The organism is Pseudomonas sp. YJ42, assembly GCF_047225135.1.
Classification (GTDB): domain Bacteria; phylum Pseudomonadota; class Gammaproteobacteria; order Pseudomonadales; family Pseudomonadaceae; genus Stutzerimonas; species Stutzerimonas stutzeri_E.
On record NZ_CP178378.1, the window covers coordinates 847,061 to 860,128 of the forward strand.

Annotated in this window: 15 protein-coding genes; 8 read left to right on the forward strand and 7 right to left on the reverse strand. The window is 58.8% G+C overall.

Features of this window, described 5'->3' with window-relative positions:
* Positions 1-125: 125 nt before the first annotated feature.
* Both ACL0K2_RS03620 and ACL0K2_RS03625 read left to right on the forward strand, forming a co-directional pair.
* Positions 126-713: a YecA family protein gene (locus tag ACL0K2_RS03620; protein ID WP_045162636.1), complete on the forward strand. Its 588-nt coding sequence runs from the start codon at positions 126-128 to the stop codon at positions 711-713.
* Between the two features lie 14 nt (positions 714-727).
* Positions 728-1,129: a YbaN family protein gene (locus tag ACL0K2_RS03625; RefSeq protein ID WP_045162637.1), complete on the forward strand. Its 402-nt coding sequence runs from the start codon at positions 728-730 to the stop codon at positions 1,127-1,129.
* A 15-nt stretch (positions 1,130-1,144) separates the two neighbouring features.
* On the opposite strand, the gene ACL0K2_RS03630 is transcribed toward ACL0K2_RS03625, so the two are convergent.
* Positions 1,145-1,738, reverse strand: a complete 594-nt coding sequence (locus tag ACL0K2_RS03630) for a tRNA-uridine aminocarboxypropyltransferase (protein WP_413043790.1) — start codon at positions 1,736-1,738, stop codon at positions 1,145-1,147.
* 97 nt (positions 1,739-1,835) lie between these two features.
* Between ACL0K2_RS03630 and ACL0K2_RS03635 the strand changes: the two genes are divergently transcribed.
* Positions 1,836-2,507 carry a glutathione S-transferase gene (locus tag ACL0K2_RS03635; RefSeq protein WP_045162639.1) on the forward strand — a complete coding sequence of 224 codons (672 nt, stop codon included), beginning with the start codon at positions 1,836-1,838 and terminating at the stop codon, positions 2,505-2,507.
* Between the two features lie 24 nt (positions 2,508-2,531).
* On the opposite strand, the gene ACL0K2_RS03640 is transcribed toward ACL0K2_RS03635, so the two are convergent.
* Together ACL0K2_RS03640 and aceK are read right to left on the reverse strand one after the other, a co-directional pair.
* Positions 2,532-2,657 (reverse strand): PA1414 family protein, encoded by a 126-nt coding sequence (locus ACL0K2_RS03640; RefSeq protein ID WP_275589394.1) that lies wholly within the window; start codon positions 2,655-2,657, stop codon positions 2,532-2,534.
* Between the two features lie 178 nt (positions 2,658-2,835).
* On the reverse strand, positions 2,836-4,560 hold the full coding sequence (gene aceK / locus ACL0K2_RS03645; protein WP_045162640.1) for a bifunctional isocitrate dehydrogenase kinase/phosphatase: 1,725 nt from the start codon (positions 4,558-4,560) through the stop codon (positions 2,836-2,838).
* Positions 4,561-4,715: 155 nt separating this feature from the next.
* Between aceK and ACL0K2_RS03650 the strand changes: the two genes are divergently transcribed.
* Positions 4,716-5,702: a DMT family transporter gene (locus ACL0K2_RS03650; RefSeq protein ID WP_230623643.1), complete on the forward strand. Its 987-nt coding sequence runs from the start codon at positions 4,716-4,718 to the stop codon at positions 5,700-5,702.
* On the opposite strand, the gene ACL0K2_RS03655 is transcribed toward ACL0K2_RS03650, so the two are convergent.
* Both ACL0K2_RS03655 and cysK read right to left on the reverse strand, forming a co-directional pair.
* On the reverse strand, positions 5,629-6,504 hold the full coding sequence (locus ACL0K2_RS03655) for a DMT family transporter (protein WP_045162641.1): 876 nt from the start codon (positions 6,502-6,504) through the stop codon (positions 5,629-5,631). The genes ACL0K2_RS03650 and ACL0K2_RS03655 overlap by 74 nt on opposite strands.
* Positions 6,505-6,830: 326 nt before the next feature.
* Positions 6,831-7,805 carry a cysteine synthase A gene (gene cysK / locus ACL0K2_RS03660; RefSeq protein ID WP_413043791.1) on the reverse strand — a complete coding sequence of 325 codons (975 nt, stop codon included), beginning with the start codon at positions 7,803-7,805 and terminating at the stop codon, positions 6,831-6,833.
* 143 nt (positions 7,806-7,948) lie between these two features.
* Here cysK and ACL0K2_RS03665 point away from each other — a divergent pair, with 143 nt between their 5' ends.
* The 4 genes from ACL0K2_RS03665 to ACL0K2_RS03680 all read left to right on the forward strand — a co-directional run bounded on the left by ACL0K2_RS03665 (position 7,949) and on the right by ACL0K2_RS03680 (position 11,685).
* Entirely contained in the window at positions 7,949-9,022 is a 1,074-nt protein-coding gene (locus ACL0K2_RS03665; protein ID WP_413043792.1) for a DUF748 domain-containing protein, read from the forward strand.
* A 140-nt stretch (positions 9,023-9,162) separates the two neighbouring features.
* A complete protein-coding gene (locus tag ACL0K2_RS03670) occupies positions 9,163-10,008 on the forward strand; it encodes an AAA family ATPase (RefSeq protein ID WP_045162644.1) in 846 nt (281 codons plus the stop codon).
* Positions 10,009-10,060: 52 nt separating this feature from the next.
* Positions 10,061-10,459: a GFA family protein gene (locus ACL0K2_RS03675; RefSeq protein ID WP_045162645.1), complete on the forward strand. Its 399-nt coding sequence runs from the start codon at positions 10,061-10,063 to the stop codon at positions 10,457-10,459.
* 47 nt (positions 10,460-10,506) lie between these two features.
* A complete protein-coding gene (locus ACL0K2_RS03680; protein WP_045162646.1) occupies positions 10,507-11,685 on the forward strand; it encodes a vWA domain-containing protein in 1,179 nt (392 codons plus the stop codon).
* 49 nt (positions 11,686-11,734) lie between these two features.
* Here ACL0K2_RS03680 and ACL0K2_RS03685 read toward each other — a convergent pair whose 3' ends face one another.
* Together ACL0K2_RS03685 and ACL0K2_RS03690 are read right to left on the reverse strand one after the other, a co-directional pair.
* On the reverse strand, positions 11,735-12,283 hold the full coding sequence (locus tag ACL0K2_RS03685) for a DUF2937 family protein (protein ID WP_045162647.1): 549 nt from the start codon (positions 12,281-12,283) through the stop codon (positions 11,735-11,737).
* Positions 12,283-13,059: a class II glutamine amidotransferase gene (locus ACL0K2_RS03690; protein ID WP_045162648.1), complete on the reverse strand. Its 777-nt coding sequence runs from the start codon at positions 13,057-13,059 to the stop codon at positions 12,283-12,285. The genes ACL0K2_RS03685 and ACL0K2_RS03690 overlap by 1 nt, the downstream gene beginning before the upstream one ends.
* Positions 13,060-13,068 lie beyond the last annotated feature (9 nt).

Sequence of the window (13,068 nt, forward strand, 5' to 3'; positions counted from 1 at the left end):
TCTATCTGTCGAAGGACGACGGCGCGCGAAAGCTGGCCCAGCCACTACCGCCTGATAGCGCCCGGTAGCGGGAGACCCGCAGCTCGTCTAGAATCACCGCTGTTCTCATCCCAAGGTAGTCTTCGATGTCATTCGCCGAGCAACTCGCCCGCTTGCAAGTGTTTCTGGATGCAGATGACCTGCATGAAGAAGCACTGGATTACATCGCCGCGCACGGCTACCTGACCGCGCTGTGCATTTGCTCGGAGCAGGTGCCCGAACGCGAGTGGATCGATGCGCTGTTCGCCGAGCCGCCGAAGTACGCCGACGACACCGAGCGCGAAGCCATCGAGGCGACACTGACTCAGCTTAAGGCGCATATCGCCCGGCAGCTGGCCAGTGACGAAGATATGGAACTGCCTTGCGAGCTCGACATGGGCGACGAACCGGACGAATCCGATCTGCGCGGTTGGTGCATCGGCTTCATGGAAGGCGTATTCATGCGCGAGTCGGTGTGGTTCGAAGATTCCGAGGAGGAAGTCAGCGAGCTGCTCCTGCCGATCATGGTCGGCTCCGGGCTGTTCGATGAGCAACCCGAGTTCAGCGACATCGCCGAGGATCAGGATCTGGTCGGGGAAATGGTCGCGCAGATCCCTGAAATCCTCACCGCGCTGTACCTGATCTGCCATGCCCCCGAAGAGAAACCGGCGCTTCTTAAACCGCGCAAACATTAAACCCGGGTAACCTCTTGGCGCACCGCGATATCCCGACGTATCGCAACCCGGTAGTGCGTTATACGCTACTGGGTATCGGCTGGTTGAGCGTTGCGCTCGGCGTCATCGGCATCTTTCTGCCGGTCCTGCCGACTACGCCCTTTCTTCTTCTTGCCGCCGCCTGCTTCGTCCGCAGTTCACAGCGCTTCTACAACTGGCTGGTGATGCACCCGAGGCTGGGTCCCTGGTTCCGGGATTATCTGGAAGGCAAAGGCATCCCGCTGAAGGCAAAAATCTATTCGATCGTAACGATGTGGCTGAGCATCAGCGTGTCCTGCTGGTTAGTGCCGATGTTCTGGGCACGAATCGGAATGCTGACCAGCGCGACACTGGTGACGCTGTACATCCTCCGCCTGAAAACCCGTCCGCCGCGCTAAGCCACGGATGCGTGCTCACCGGTGCTGGAGGCTTGCGTGATTGCGCTGGAACACCTCTGTGCCCATCGCCGCGATCTGCCGCTCGATCATCGTTTCGAACGGTCCCAGCAACACATCGAACCTATCGGTGTCCTCAAGCGTATTCAACACAGCCACAATCGCTTCGAGGGTAGACAACGCACCGGGCATCGGGGCCTTGCGCAGTCGATAGCGGGACATCAGGCCCTCTGGTAGTACAACACGCGGCAGGTCGGCAAGACGCGGATTGAGGTGCAGCAGCTTGCGGGCCTTGCGCCAGGTGCCGTCCGGCACGATCAATCGCAGCGGCCCACCCTTCTGTGCCAAATCCACAAGCGACACGGCCTGCTCGCCGGGAAACAACAGGTAGCTTTCGAGGCCATCGTCTGGGAGATCCTCGAATACTTCGCCCGTTCGGAGCTCGGCATTGGTCAGACCCAGCGCTGCCAAGCGCGCCGTGTTCAGGGCGTGTCTCGTTTCGCTAAGGTGCTGAAGGATCAGCACAGCAGTGGTGCTGGCAACAGAGGGGATCAAAGCACAGAGGCAATGACTCAACGGGCGCTGGCAACGCGTGCATTGTGGACGGGACATGGCTTCTCCTGAATGGAGGCGAAGTCTGCCACAACCGGCAGAAACGTAACGGTGGACTAAGCTAGTCGCGGTCACCGATTGTAAAGAGGCTGCACCGATGCTCACCCTGCACCACCTGGACAATTCCCGCTCGCAACGCGTGCTCTGGCTGCTGGAAGAACTGCAACTCCCTTATGAGATCAAGCGCTACGCTCGAGACCCGCAGACAATGCTTGCTCCACCTGAACTGAAGAAGGTGCATCCGCTCGGCAAGTCGCCCGTCATTACCGATGGCGACCTGACTCTGGCCGAATCCGCCGCCATCATTGAGTATCTTGTCGACCGCTACGGCGACGGCCGACTGACCCCGCCCATAGGCTCATCCGAATACCTTCGCTTTCGCTATTGGATGCACTACGCCGAAGGTTCAGCGATGCCGCCGTTGCTGCTCAAACTGGTATTCGATCGCATTGGCAACGGGCCAATGCCCTTTTTCATTCGGCCGGTGGCGCGGGCAATCGCCAAAGGCGCGAACAAGGCATTTATCGGCCCACAGCTAAAGCTCCATCTGGATTACATGGAGAAGGAACTAGAGAAAAGCCAATGGTTCGCCGGGGACGAATTCAGCGCTGCCGACATTCAGATGAGCTTCCCGTTAGAAGCCGCCCAAGCGAGAGCGGGCCTGGATGCCAGCCGCCCGAGGCTGAGTGCGTTCTTGCAAAGGATACGTGACCGCCCCGCTTATCAACGAGCCATAGAACGGGGTGGTCCGGTGATGCCCGGGCGCTGAAATTCAACCCCCCGGTTGTACGGGTCAGCGCCTCTTGGCTGCTGACTCGCCTCGTTGCGCGCGGACCGGTATCGGTTGCAGCCGTGGCGGTTCGATGAAGCCAAGCGCCACTGCCAGATTCCAGCACACACTACTGAGCCATGCTTTCATGATGAACCCTCCTGCTTGGTAACGGGTCTTGGTGGAGCCATGGGCTTCGTAATCAGCATAACCCAAGAAAAGCGCCGTTGCCTGCAACAAATGTTGCTGATTGTCAGCCTCCGAGCCTATGTGGTTTGGCTCTATAAATTGCGACCCGCCTTGACCGCGAGCGTTCACCACATACCACTCACTGGGCAGCCTCCAGCCTGCGCCTGTACGGAAAGACATCGATCACTTTGCCATCGCTTATCGCTTGCTGCAGGCCCTTCCAATAGTTGGCGTCGTACAGCTCGCCGTGGAGCTTGGCAAAGAGGCGACGCTGCTTGATATCGGCAAACAGAAAGCGCGGGAACTCCTCTGGAAACACATCGTTCGGACCGACCGAATACCAGGGTTCGGACGACATTTCGTCTTCCGGATAACGAGCCTCGGGGATGTAGCGGAAGTTCACCTCGGTGAGGAAGCAGATCTCGTCGTAGTCATAGAACACTACCCGGCCATGACGGGTCACACCGAAGTTCTTCAATAGCATGTCGCCGGGAAAGATATTGGCGGCGGCGAGTTGCTTGATCGCCAGTCCGTAGTCCTCCAGCGCTTCCTGTACCTGCTGTTCGCTGGCGCTCTCCACGTAGATGTTCAATGGCGTCATCCGCCGCTCGGTCCAGCAGTGGCGCACCAGCACCGTATCGCCCTGTACCTCGACCGTTGACGGCGCAACCTCAAGCAGTTCTGCCAGGCAGTCGGGATCGAACTTGGACTTAGGGAAGCGGAAATCGGCGAATTCCTGCGTATCGGCCATGCGCCCTACCCGGTCGACACTTTTAACCAGCCGGTACTTCTCGATGACGGTCGCCCGGTTGACGTTCTTGGTCGGAGAGAAGCGGTCCTTGATGATCTTGAAGACCGTGTTGAAGCCCGGCAGCGTAAACACGCTCATGACCATACCGCGCACACCCGGCGCCATGATGAAGCAGTCATCAGTGGTTGCCAGGTGATTGATCAACGCGCGATAGAACTCCGACTTGCCGTGCTTGTAGAACCCAATGGAGGTGTACAGCTCGGCGATGTGCTTGCCCGGCATGATGCGCTTGAGAAATCCGATGAACTCCGCGGGTATCGGCACCTCGACCATGAAATACGAGCGCGTGAACGAAAAGATGATCGAGACTTCCGCTTCGTCGGTGATCAACGCATCGGCGACGATTCCCGCGCCTTCGTGGTGAAGTAGCGGTATCGCCAGCGGCCATTGTTCGTCGCGTGTGAAGATCCGTCCAACCAGATAGGCGCCCTTGTTGCGGTAGAGCACCGAACAGAAAAGCTCAACCGACAGCTCAGGGTCCTTGCATACCCAGTCTGGCAAGGACACCTGCAGCTGCGCCTCGAGCCGCCGCAGGTCACCGTTCAGATCCGCGTAGGGTACGGAGAAGGCAAAGTCCCTAAGGATCTGCGCGAGCATGCCGTAAAGGTCACCGCCGGGCTGATACCGACGCGTCTGGGCCTTTCGCTCGTGGGCACGATTGGAGGGCCGAGTGGTATGGATGAACATGGTGCCGTCGCTGATGCAGTCATGGCTGAACAACGTACAGAAGATCGAGTTGTACCAAGTCTCGGACAATTCATCGTCAAAGCGGGGATTGATCTGATCGATATAGGCGCTCTTGATCTGCGGCCACTGCTGTACATCCAGCAGTACCTCTGGCTCGAATAACGCTCGCAGGTCCGCTGCCGTTTCGCCGACCTTCTGTTCGTACAAGTTGATGCGTGCCGCCGAGGCATGCTGAGCATCTTGCCACTGTGCTTGTTCGAACCGGGACCGAGCACCTTCAGTGATCAGCCGGAAATGTTCACGGTAGTTATCGAAGCCCAGCAGGATCTGCCGCGCGATTTCAGCGTCCGGCGATTTTGACAGCATGGCGATCGTCTCCAGCGATGGAAGCCCGAGCTTATCCAGCCACCGATCGCAATGAAAGGACCGCAGCGGGTCGCAAGCCGGTTTGAAAGCGTGATTCGGGTTGCCAGACAGGCAGACCTCGCCAACACTTCGGTGTCCCGTCGTCGGAGTTTCCCATGCGTCCTTCAGACCTACTGCGCCTGCTCGGTCTCGCTGCCATCTGGGGCGCCAGCTTCCTGTTCATGCGAATCATCGCGCCGGAACTCGGGACATTTCCCACTGCGTTCTTCCGGGTACTATTTGCCTGCCTAGGCCTGTTGGCGATTCTGATGATGATGCGGATCCGCTGGGATTTTCGCGGCAAGCTGAAACTGTGTCTGATTCTCGGAATGATCAATTCCGGCGTCCCGTTCGCGCTCTATGCCCTGGCAGCGCAATTTCTGCCAACCGGCTATTCCGCGATTTTCAACGCAACCACACCAATGATGGGCGTAATCATTGGTGCTCTATTTTTCGCCGAAGCGCTGACGGCAGCGAAACTGGTCGGAGTGCTATTCGGCCTGAGCGGCGTGGCGCTGCTGACACGTACCGGCCCCGTGGCATTCGACGCACAGCTGTTGATCGGCGCGCTCGCATGCCTGGGCGCGACCGCCTGTTATGGATTCGGTGGTTTCCTGACTCGTCGCTGGATCAACCAGCACGGCGGGTTGAGTAGCGAATTGGTTGCCTTCGGCAGCCAAGCGGGAGCGGCACTCTGTCTGCTGCCACTGTTCGTCCTGTCACTGCTGACAGCGCCCCCGGTTTCCTGGGGTGACAGCACCGTCTGGCTCAGCCTTGCCGGGCTCGGCATCGTCTGTACCGCCTTCGCCTATATTCTGTATTTTCGCCTGCTTGCAGACATCGGCCCGGTTCGTACCCTGACGGTCACCTTCATCATTCCACCCTTCGGTGTGCTCTGGGGCGCCCTGTTTCTTGATGAACCGCTGGACTGGGCCTATGCCTATGGCGGTGCGCTGATTGCCGTGGCGCTCTGGCTCGTACTCAAGCAGGCGCCGGCCACGACCGCGGCGACACCTGCGTCCAACGAAGTTAACGACGGTCCGGCGCTGGCCGAAATACCAGAACGAGACCAAGCACGATCAGCAACATGCCGACCAGACTGAGCATCGCCAACCGGTTGCCGAATACCAGGTAGTCCATTACCGCCGTCACCGCCGGCACCAGATAGAACAGGCTGGTCACGTTGACCAGATCTCCCTTGGCGATCAGTCGATACAACAATAAGGTCGCGGCCACCGAGATTACCAACGCCATCCATGACACCGACAGCCAGAAGCCCGGTTCGAAGGTTATGTTCATGGGCTGGAATGGCACGAACAGCGAACAAAGCAAAAGCCCGGCGAGATACTGCAAGGGCATGGCACGTAGCGGATCACCTTTGGCTCGTTTCTGCATCATCGAGCCCAGCGTGATGCTCGACAGTGCCAGCAAAGCACAGGCCACGCCCGCCACGGACAGCCCTCCCACGCCAAGGCTCTGATACACCACCAGCACCAGTCCACTCAGACCAAGCAGCAATCCGAACAGCCGCAGCGGTCTTAGCCGTTTGCGCTCCAGCAACACGGCCGTCAGGATCGGCTGCACGCCTAGCAGAGTCGCCATGACCCCCGGCGTCATCTGCAGATCCAGTGCCAGCAGATAGAAGATCTGATAACTGCCCAGCAGCACCAGACCGGTGGTCAAGGCATACCGACGCGCCTTCCATCCGTCAGGCAGCGATAGCGAGGCCAGCCTCACCACCCCCACCAACGCCACCAGCGCGATAACGAAACGAACCAACAGGAAGGCGAACGGCGACGCGTACGCCAATCCCCATTTCGACACGATTGCCCCACTGCTCCAGAGCAGCACGAAAAGGCCCGTAGTCGCATACGCGACCAGGTTGTTGCGTGAGAAAGAAATCATCCTGCCACCTTTGATCAGGCATACGAAACTGCGCCAACGAATGGCAAATGCAGTGACGGAAGTGCCGGCGAACCGGCGTGACTCAAGCCACCGCGGGTGGCGGTGACGGAGCCAGGAACAAGCCCGGTGGTGGGCTCGCAGGATGGCGGGGAGATGTGATCGGCATGCGTGCAAGAGCTGCGAAACCACCCGCGTATGGGCGTTCGTGGTCAGCGACGTTGCAGAAGCATGTGCGGTTCATACCGATCTCGAAGCATTGGAGAAGCAGGTTTCAGACTATAGCGGTGCTGCGCCGGTTCTGCCAAGCCAGATCGGCGCAACGGGTGTTACTGCTGCAGTTCCTGCTCACCGAACAGGTCGGCAAACAACATGGTGGACAGGTAGCGCTCGCCGGAATCGGGAAGAATCACCACAATGTTCTTGCCCTGCATTTCAGGCCGCTGGGCCATGCGCACCGCCGCAGCCATGGCGGCGCCGCAAGAGATGCCACAGAGGATGCCTTCTTCGCGCATCAAGCGCAGCGCCATGGCCTTGGATTCTTCATCACTGACCAGCTCGACTTGATCGACAATGGACAGATCGAGATTCTTCGGCACGAAGCCGGCACCGATGCCCTGGATCTTATGCGGGCTCGGTTTGACCTCATCTCCCGCGAGCGTCTGGCTGATTACCGGAGAGCTGGCGGGCTCGACCGCCACACTGAGAATCTTCTTGCCCTTGGTGTCCTTGATGTAACGCGAAACCCCGGTGATGGTGCCGCCAGTCCCAACCCCCGAAACCAGTACGTCGATGTTGCCTTCGGTGTCGTTCCAGATTTCCGGCCCGGTGGTTTTCTCATGGATCCCCGGGTTGGATGGGTTCTCGAACTGCTGCGGCAAGTAATACTGGTCACGGTCCGATGCGGCGATTTCAGTCGCCTTCTCGATGGCGCCCTTCATGCCTTTCGCCGGATCGGTGAGCACCAGCTCCGCGCCAAGCGCCTTGAGTACTTTGCGCCGCTCCAGGCTCATCGAAGCCGGCATGGTCAATACCAACTTGTAGCCACGTGCCGCGGCGACGAACGCCAGACCGATGCCGGTATTGCCGGAAGTCGGCTCGATGATCGTCATGCCTGGTTTGAGCAGTCCGCTTTTCTCGGCATCCCAGATCATCGCCGCGCCGATCCGGCACTTTACCGAATGGGCCGGATTGCGGCCCTCGATTTTGGCCATGATGCTGACGCCCTTCGGGCCCAACCGATTGATCATCACCAACGGGGTATTCCCGATGGCCTGCGCATTGTCAGCGAAGATGCGGCTCATGACAGTGTCCCTGCGAGTGGAAAATCAGACTGATCAGCCTAAGCCCAGTCTCATGACTCGTCCAGCCGAACTCACCGATACGAGCAACGGTCCACCTTCAAGTAAAGGCAGTTCGATGACCACACCTTCGGCCAGACCACTCCATGAAAAGACGTTACCGACTCCCGCTGTGGATACTTCTGTCATTGGCATTGCTACTGCTGATCATCCACCTTGCCCTGCCCCACTTGGTGCGCAACTACCTGAACGACAAGCTGGCGGACATGGGCGAGTATCGCGGCCATGTCGACGACGTCGATCTGGCCTGGTGGCGTGGTGCATATCAGATTGACGGGGTGCTGATCGAGAAGAAGAACGAGCAGGTTCAAGCCCCTCTGTTCACCGCTCCGACAATCGATATCGGGGTGAGCTGGCGAGCACTCTGGAAGCACCGCGCCCTGGTAGGTGAGGTCCGGCTGGAACAGCCAGAACTGAATTTCGTCGACGGCAAGGACGCCGGCGACTCGCAGACCGGCGAAGGGGTCGACTGGCGCGAAAGGCTTGAGGAGCTGGTGCCGTTTACCTTGAACGAGCTGCGTGTCATCGACGGTCAGCTATCGTTCCGCAACTTCGAATCCGATCCGCCAGTGCATATCTACGCCAACGCGATTAACGCCAGTCTCTACAACCTGACCAACACGGCGGATGGGCAAGGCCGCGTGGCGACGTTCGAAGGCAGCGCCAAGTTTCTGAACCATGCCCCTATGGAAGCCACCGCGAGCTTCGACCCCTACACCAACTGGGAAGATTTTGAAGTGAACCTGCGCTTGACCGGGGTGGAGCTGACCAAGCTGAACGACTTCAGCAATGCCTACGGCAAATTCGATTTCGCCGGCGGCACCGGTGACTTGATCATGGAAGTAGAGGCCAACGACAGTCAACTGTCTGGCTACATCAAGCCCTTGCTGCACCAAGTCGAAGTGTTCAACTTCGAGCAGGACGTCGAGAACGAAGACAAGGGCTTCTTCCGTGGGATCTGGGAAGCCGTGGTCGGTGGCGGCGAAGAAGTCCTGCAGAACCAGAGCAAAGATCAGTTCGCTACGCGTGTTGAGCTATCCGGCAGCACCAAGAACACCGAGGTCAGCCCGTTTCAGGCCTTCATCGCCATCTTGCAGAACGCTTTCGTCGAAGCATTTTCGGCCCGTTTCGAGCGTTCACTGAGTGAAGACGACAAATAGCGGAGCACGGTTGAGCGGCCTGCGCCCATTCAGTGACTGAATGATTCGCTCGCGTTCACACTAAAGGGCCCATCCCTTATAGTCGATCTCTGACTCAAACACGAAGCGCCTGCGTGCCAGGCCCGATCAAGGAAATCCTGATGAAGTTCGAAGGCACCCAATCCTATATCGCCACCGACGACCTCAAACTGGCGGTCAACGCAGCCATCACACTGGAGCGCCCGTTGCTGGTGAAAGGCGAGCCGGGCACCGGCAAAACCATGCTCGCCGAGCAACTGGCAGAGTCATTCGGTGCGAAATTCATCACCTGGCACATCAAGTCCACTACCAAGGCCCATCAGGGCCTGTACGAATATGACGCGGTGAGCCGCCTGCGTGACTCGCAGCTAGACTCAGACCGGGTGCACGATGTACGCAACTACATCAAGAAGGGCAAGTTGTGGGAGGCGTTCGAGTCCGAACAGCGCGTCATTCTGTTGATCGATGAAATCGACAAGGCGGACATCGAGTTCCCCAACGACCTGCTGCAGGAACTCGACAAGATGGAGTTCTACGTCTACGAGACCAATGAAACCATCAAGGCCAAGCAGCGCCCGATCATCATCATTACGTCAAATAACGAAAAGGAGCTGCCGGATGCCTTCCTGCGCCGATGCTTCTTTCACTACATCGCCTTCCCTGACCGGGAAACGCTGCAGAAGATCGTCGACGTGCATTATCCGAACATCAAGAAGGACTTGGTGGCCGAAGCCCTCGACGTGTTCTTCGATGTTCGCAAGGTACCCGGGTTGAAGAAGAAGCCATCCACCAGCGAACTGGTCGACTGGCTCAAGTTGCTGATGGCCGACAACATTGGTGAAGCCGTGCTGCGCGAACGTGATCCGACCCGAGCGATTCCGCCCCTGGCTGGAGCCCTGGTAAAAAACGAACAAGACGTGCAATTACTTGAGCGTCTGGCATTCATGAGTCGTCGCGCCAGCCGCTGAACGGCGGCGGCTCCAAGCGGAGCCGACCGCCCCACACACTGGAGGAAGAACCATGCAAACGCATACCGGTAGTTGCCTCTGCGGTGTCGTGCGGTATCGCATCGACGCACCGATCAACCAGCTCACCCATTGCCATTGCAAGATGTGCCGCAAGGCGCACGGGGCTGCATTCGCGACCTACGCGAGCGTGCCGCTGGAAGCGTTTCACTTCCTCTCCGGCAAGGATCAGCTGGGCGTCTTCCACTCCTCCGAACATGTGACGCGGACGTTCTGCATTCGCTGCGGATCCAATCTGCAATTCGTCGATAACCGAGAGCATGAGGTCGGCGTCGCTGCCGGCACGCTCGACTCTTCGCTGCCCGTCCCGCCCCAGGAGCACATTTTCGTCGGTTCCAAGGCGGACTGGTACGAAATCAGCGACGGGCTCGCGGAACACGACGAAGACCTCTGACCATCAAACGCAAGGTGCCGTGATGACGGTACGCCCGAGGTTCTGCCATGTTGCTTGGCCTGTTCAATGAAATGCGCGCCGCCAAGGTGCCGGTGTCGGTACGCGAGCTGCTCGACCTGATCAACGCGTTGAAACACAACGTGATTTTCGCCGATATGGACGAATTCTATTTCCTGTCGCGGGCCATTCTGGTCAAGGATGAGCGCCACTTCGACAAGTTCGACCGCGCCTTCGGCACCTACTTCAAGGGCTTGGAAAACCTCGATCAACACATTGAGGCGTTGATTCCAGAAGAATGGCTACGCAAGGAATTCGAACGCTCGCTGAGCGATGAAGACCGCGCCAAGATCGAGTCCCTCGGTGGGCTGGACAAGCTGATCGAGGAATTCAAGAAGCGCCTGGAAGAGCAAAAGGAACGGCACGCCGGCGGTAACAAATGGATCGGCACCGGCGGCACCAGCCCGTTCGGTTCCGGTGGCTACAACCCCGAAGGCATTCGCATCGGTGATGCTGGCAAGCGTCAAGGCAAGGCGGTGAAGGTCTGGGACCAGCGCGAATACAAGAATCTCGACGATCAGGTCGAACTGGGCACTCGCAACATCAAAGTCGCCCTGCGCCGCTTGCGCAAATTCGCCCGTCAAGGTGCGCAGGACGAGCTGGACCTCGATGGCACCATCGACCACACCGCTCGAGACGGCGGGCTACTCAACATCCAGATGCGCCCGGAACGACGTAATGCGGTGAAGCTGCTGATCCTGTTCGACATCGGCGGCTCGATGGACGCTCACGTGAAGGTCTGCGAAGAGCTGTTCTCCGCCTGCAAAACCGAGTTCAAACACCTGGAGTATTTTTACTTCCACAACTTCATCTACGAGTCGGTCTGGAAGAACAACTTCCGCCGCACCTCCGAGCGCACCTCGACACTCGACCTGCTGCACAAATACGGCCCTGATTACAAAGTGGTATTTGTCGGCGATGCCGCCATGGCGCCTTATGAAGTGACCCAACCCGGTGGCAGTGTCGAACACTGGAATGAGGAAGCGGGCTACGTCTGGATGCAGCGCTTCATGGCCAAGTACAAGAAACTCATCTGGATCAATCCCTACCCCAAGGACACCTGGGGCTACACCTCATCCACAGGGATCATCCGCGAGCTGGTGGAGGATCGGATGTACCCGCTGACATTGAGCGGTCTGGAAGAAGGGATGAAATTTCTGGCGAAATAGCAGCCAACCGATCACCGTCACGGTGCCATAGCGAACCCGCCTGGGCTCGCTATGCATTATCACCTGGACGACCCGAGCGAGCGACGCGACGCACATTACGTGGCCGACGCTGCGGAAACAGCAATCGGCGGATCAGCAGAAAAATGCTCTCGGCAATCCAGGCCAACAGCAATGCACAGCCGACCCCCCAAGCGATCGCCTCGGGCGCCAGCAGGACCTGAAAGCGGTAACTGCTCCAGACCTGATGGCGAATGGCCTGGTCGGCCCCGAAGAACACATGCCAGGCTTGTGCATACCAGGGACCCTGCATGATTCGCCACTCACGATCGAGCAGGCGTGCGCGTTCCACGAGCGCCGCGACACTGCGTGCATCACTCTGGATAACTGGATCATCGCTGGCACGATAGTGCTCCACCAGCGCATTCAAATTGCCCTCGAAGAACCGTCCGGCCGTTTCCTGAAAGCCCAGCAGCCCCTGCTGCGCTTCGATCCGGCGCGCCTCGACGTGACGTTCATATGCTTGAATAAAGCCCGGCACCTGGACGCCAATCAGCAAGCCAAGGGCGAACACCGTCAGTCGCAAATAGCTTCGTAGCATCACTGCACCTGCCCGCGCGCAACGCACTCGCCCAAACGCCAGAGCGTCCATTCGCCCGGCTGGTGAACTTGCCACTGCTCGTTATCAGTCAATGGCTCGGTTGCCAATACGGTAACGACATCATTCGGCGTTGTTTCGACGGTGAAATCGACCGTCAGGTCGGCATCTTTCAGTTGTGCCGGGCCAAAGGGAGCGCGCCGAGTAATTTGCACGAGCTTGGTGCTGCAGAAACTGAACAACCATTCACCGTTGCTCAGCAAGCAATTGAATACGCCTTTGGCACGGTAGCCCGCGCAGGCGTCGAGCAGTGCAGGGAGCAGGTCCTCGGCAGCCACGCGGTCGGGGAACACGCTGCGCACCCGGCTAAGCAGATCGCAGAACGCCGCCTCGCTATCGGTATCGCCGACTGGCTGGTAGAAACCACGCGCAGGACTGAAATCAGCGAGCTGACCGTTATGGGCGAAGCACCAATGCTGCCCCCACAGTTCTCGCACGAAGGGATGGGTATTGACCAGCGCGACCCTGCCGACGTTGGCGTGACGGATATGACCGATCACCACTTCGCTCTTGATCAGGTAGTGCTGAACCATCTTCGCCACTTCGGACTCGCAGCTGGCCACTGGATCCTGAAACAGACGCAGACCACGGCCTTCGTAGAAAGCGATGCCCCAACCATCTTTGTGTGGCCCGGTGCGCCCCCCGCGCTGCATCAGCCCCGTGAAGCTGAAATGAATGTCGGTCGGTACGTTGGCGCTCATGCCGAGCAGTTCACACATGCATGATCT

Coding starts and splice junctions, on each gene's coding strand:
- ACL0K2_RS03620 (WP_045162636.1), top strand. CDS start 126: ATGTCATTCGCCGAGCAACTCGCCCGCTTGCAAGTGTTTCTGGATGCA.
- ACL0K2_RS03630 (WP_413043790.1), bottom strand. CDS start 1,738: ATGTCCCGTCCACAATGCACGCGTTGCCAGCGCCCGTTGAGTCATTGC.
- ACL0K2_RS03635 (WP_045162639.1), top strand. CDS start 1,836: ATGCTCACCCTGCACCACCTGGACAATTCCCGCTCGCAACGCGTGCTC.
- ACL0K2_RS03640 (WP_275589394.1), bottom strand. CDS start 2,657: ATGAAAGCATGGCTCAGTAGTGTGTGCTGGAATCTGGCAGTGGCGCTT.
- aceK (WP_045162640.1), bottom strand. CDS start 4,560: ATGCTGTCAAAATCGCCGGACGCTGAAATCGCGCGGCAGATCCTGCTG.
- ACL0K2_RS03650 (WP_230623643.1), top strand. CDS start 4,716: ATGCGTCCTTCAGACCTACTGCGCCTGCTCGGTCTCGCTGCCATCTGG.
- ACL0K2_RS03655 (WP_045162641.1), bottom strand. CDS start 6,504: ATGATTTCTTTCTCACGCAACAACCTGGTCGCGTATGCGACTACGGGC.
- cysK (WP_413043791.1), bottom strand. CDS start 7,805: ATGAGCCGCATCTTCGCTGACAATGCGCAGGCCATCGGGAATACCCCG.
- ACL0K2_RS03665 (WP_413043792.1), top strand. CDS start 7,949: ATGAAAAGACGTTACCGACTCCCGCTGTGGATACTTCTGTCATTGGCA.
- ACL0K2_RS03670 (WP_045162644.1), top strand. CDS start 9,163: ATGAAGTTCGAAGGCACCCAATCCTATATCGCCACCGACGACCTCAAA.
- ACL0K2_RS03675 (WP_045162645.1), top strand. CDS start 10,061: ATGCAAACGCATACCGGTAGTTGCCTCTGCGGTGTCGTGCGGTATCGC.
- ACL0K2_RS03680 (WP_045162646.1), top strand. CDS start 10,507: ATGTTGCTTGGCCTGTTCAATGAAATGCGCGCCGCCAAGGTGCCGGTG.
- ACL0K2_RS03685 (WP_045162647.1), bottom strand. CDS start 12,283: ATGCTACGAAGCTATTTGCGACTGACGGTGTTCGCCCTTGGCTTGCTG.
- ACL0K2_RS03690 (WP_045162648.1), bottom strand. CDS start 13,059: ATGTGTGAACTGCTCGGCATGAGCGCCAACGTACCGACCGACATTCAT.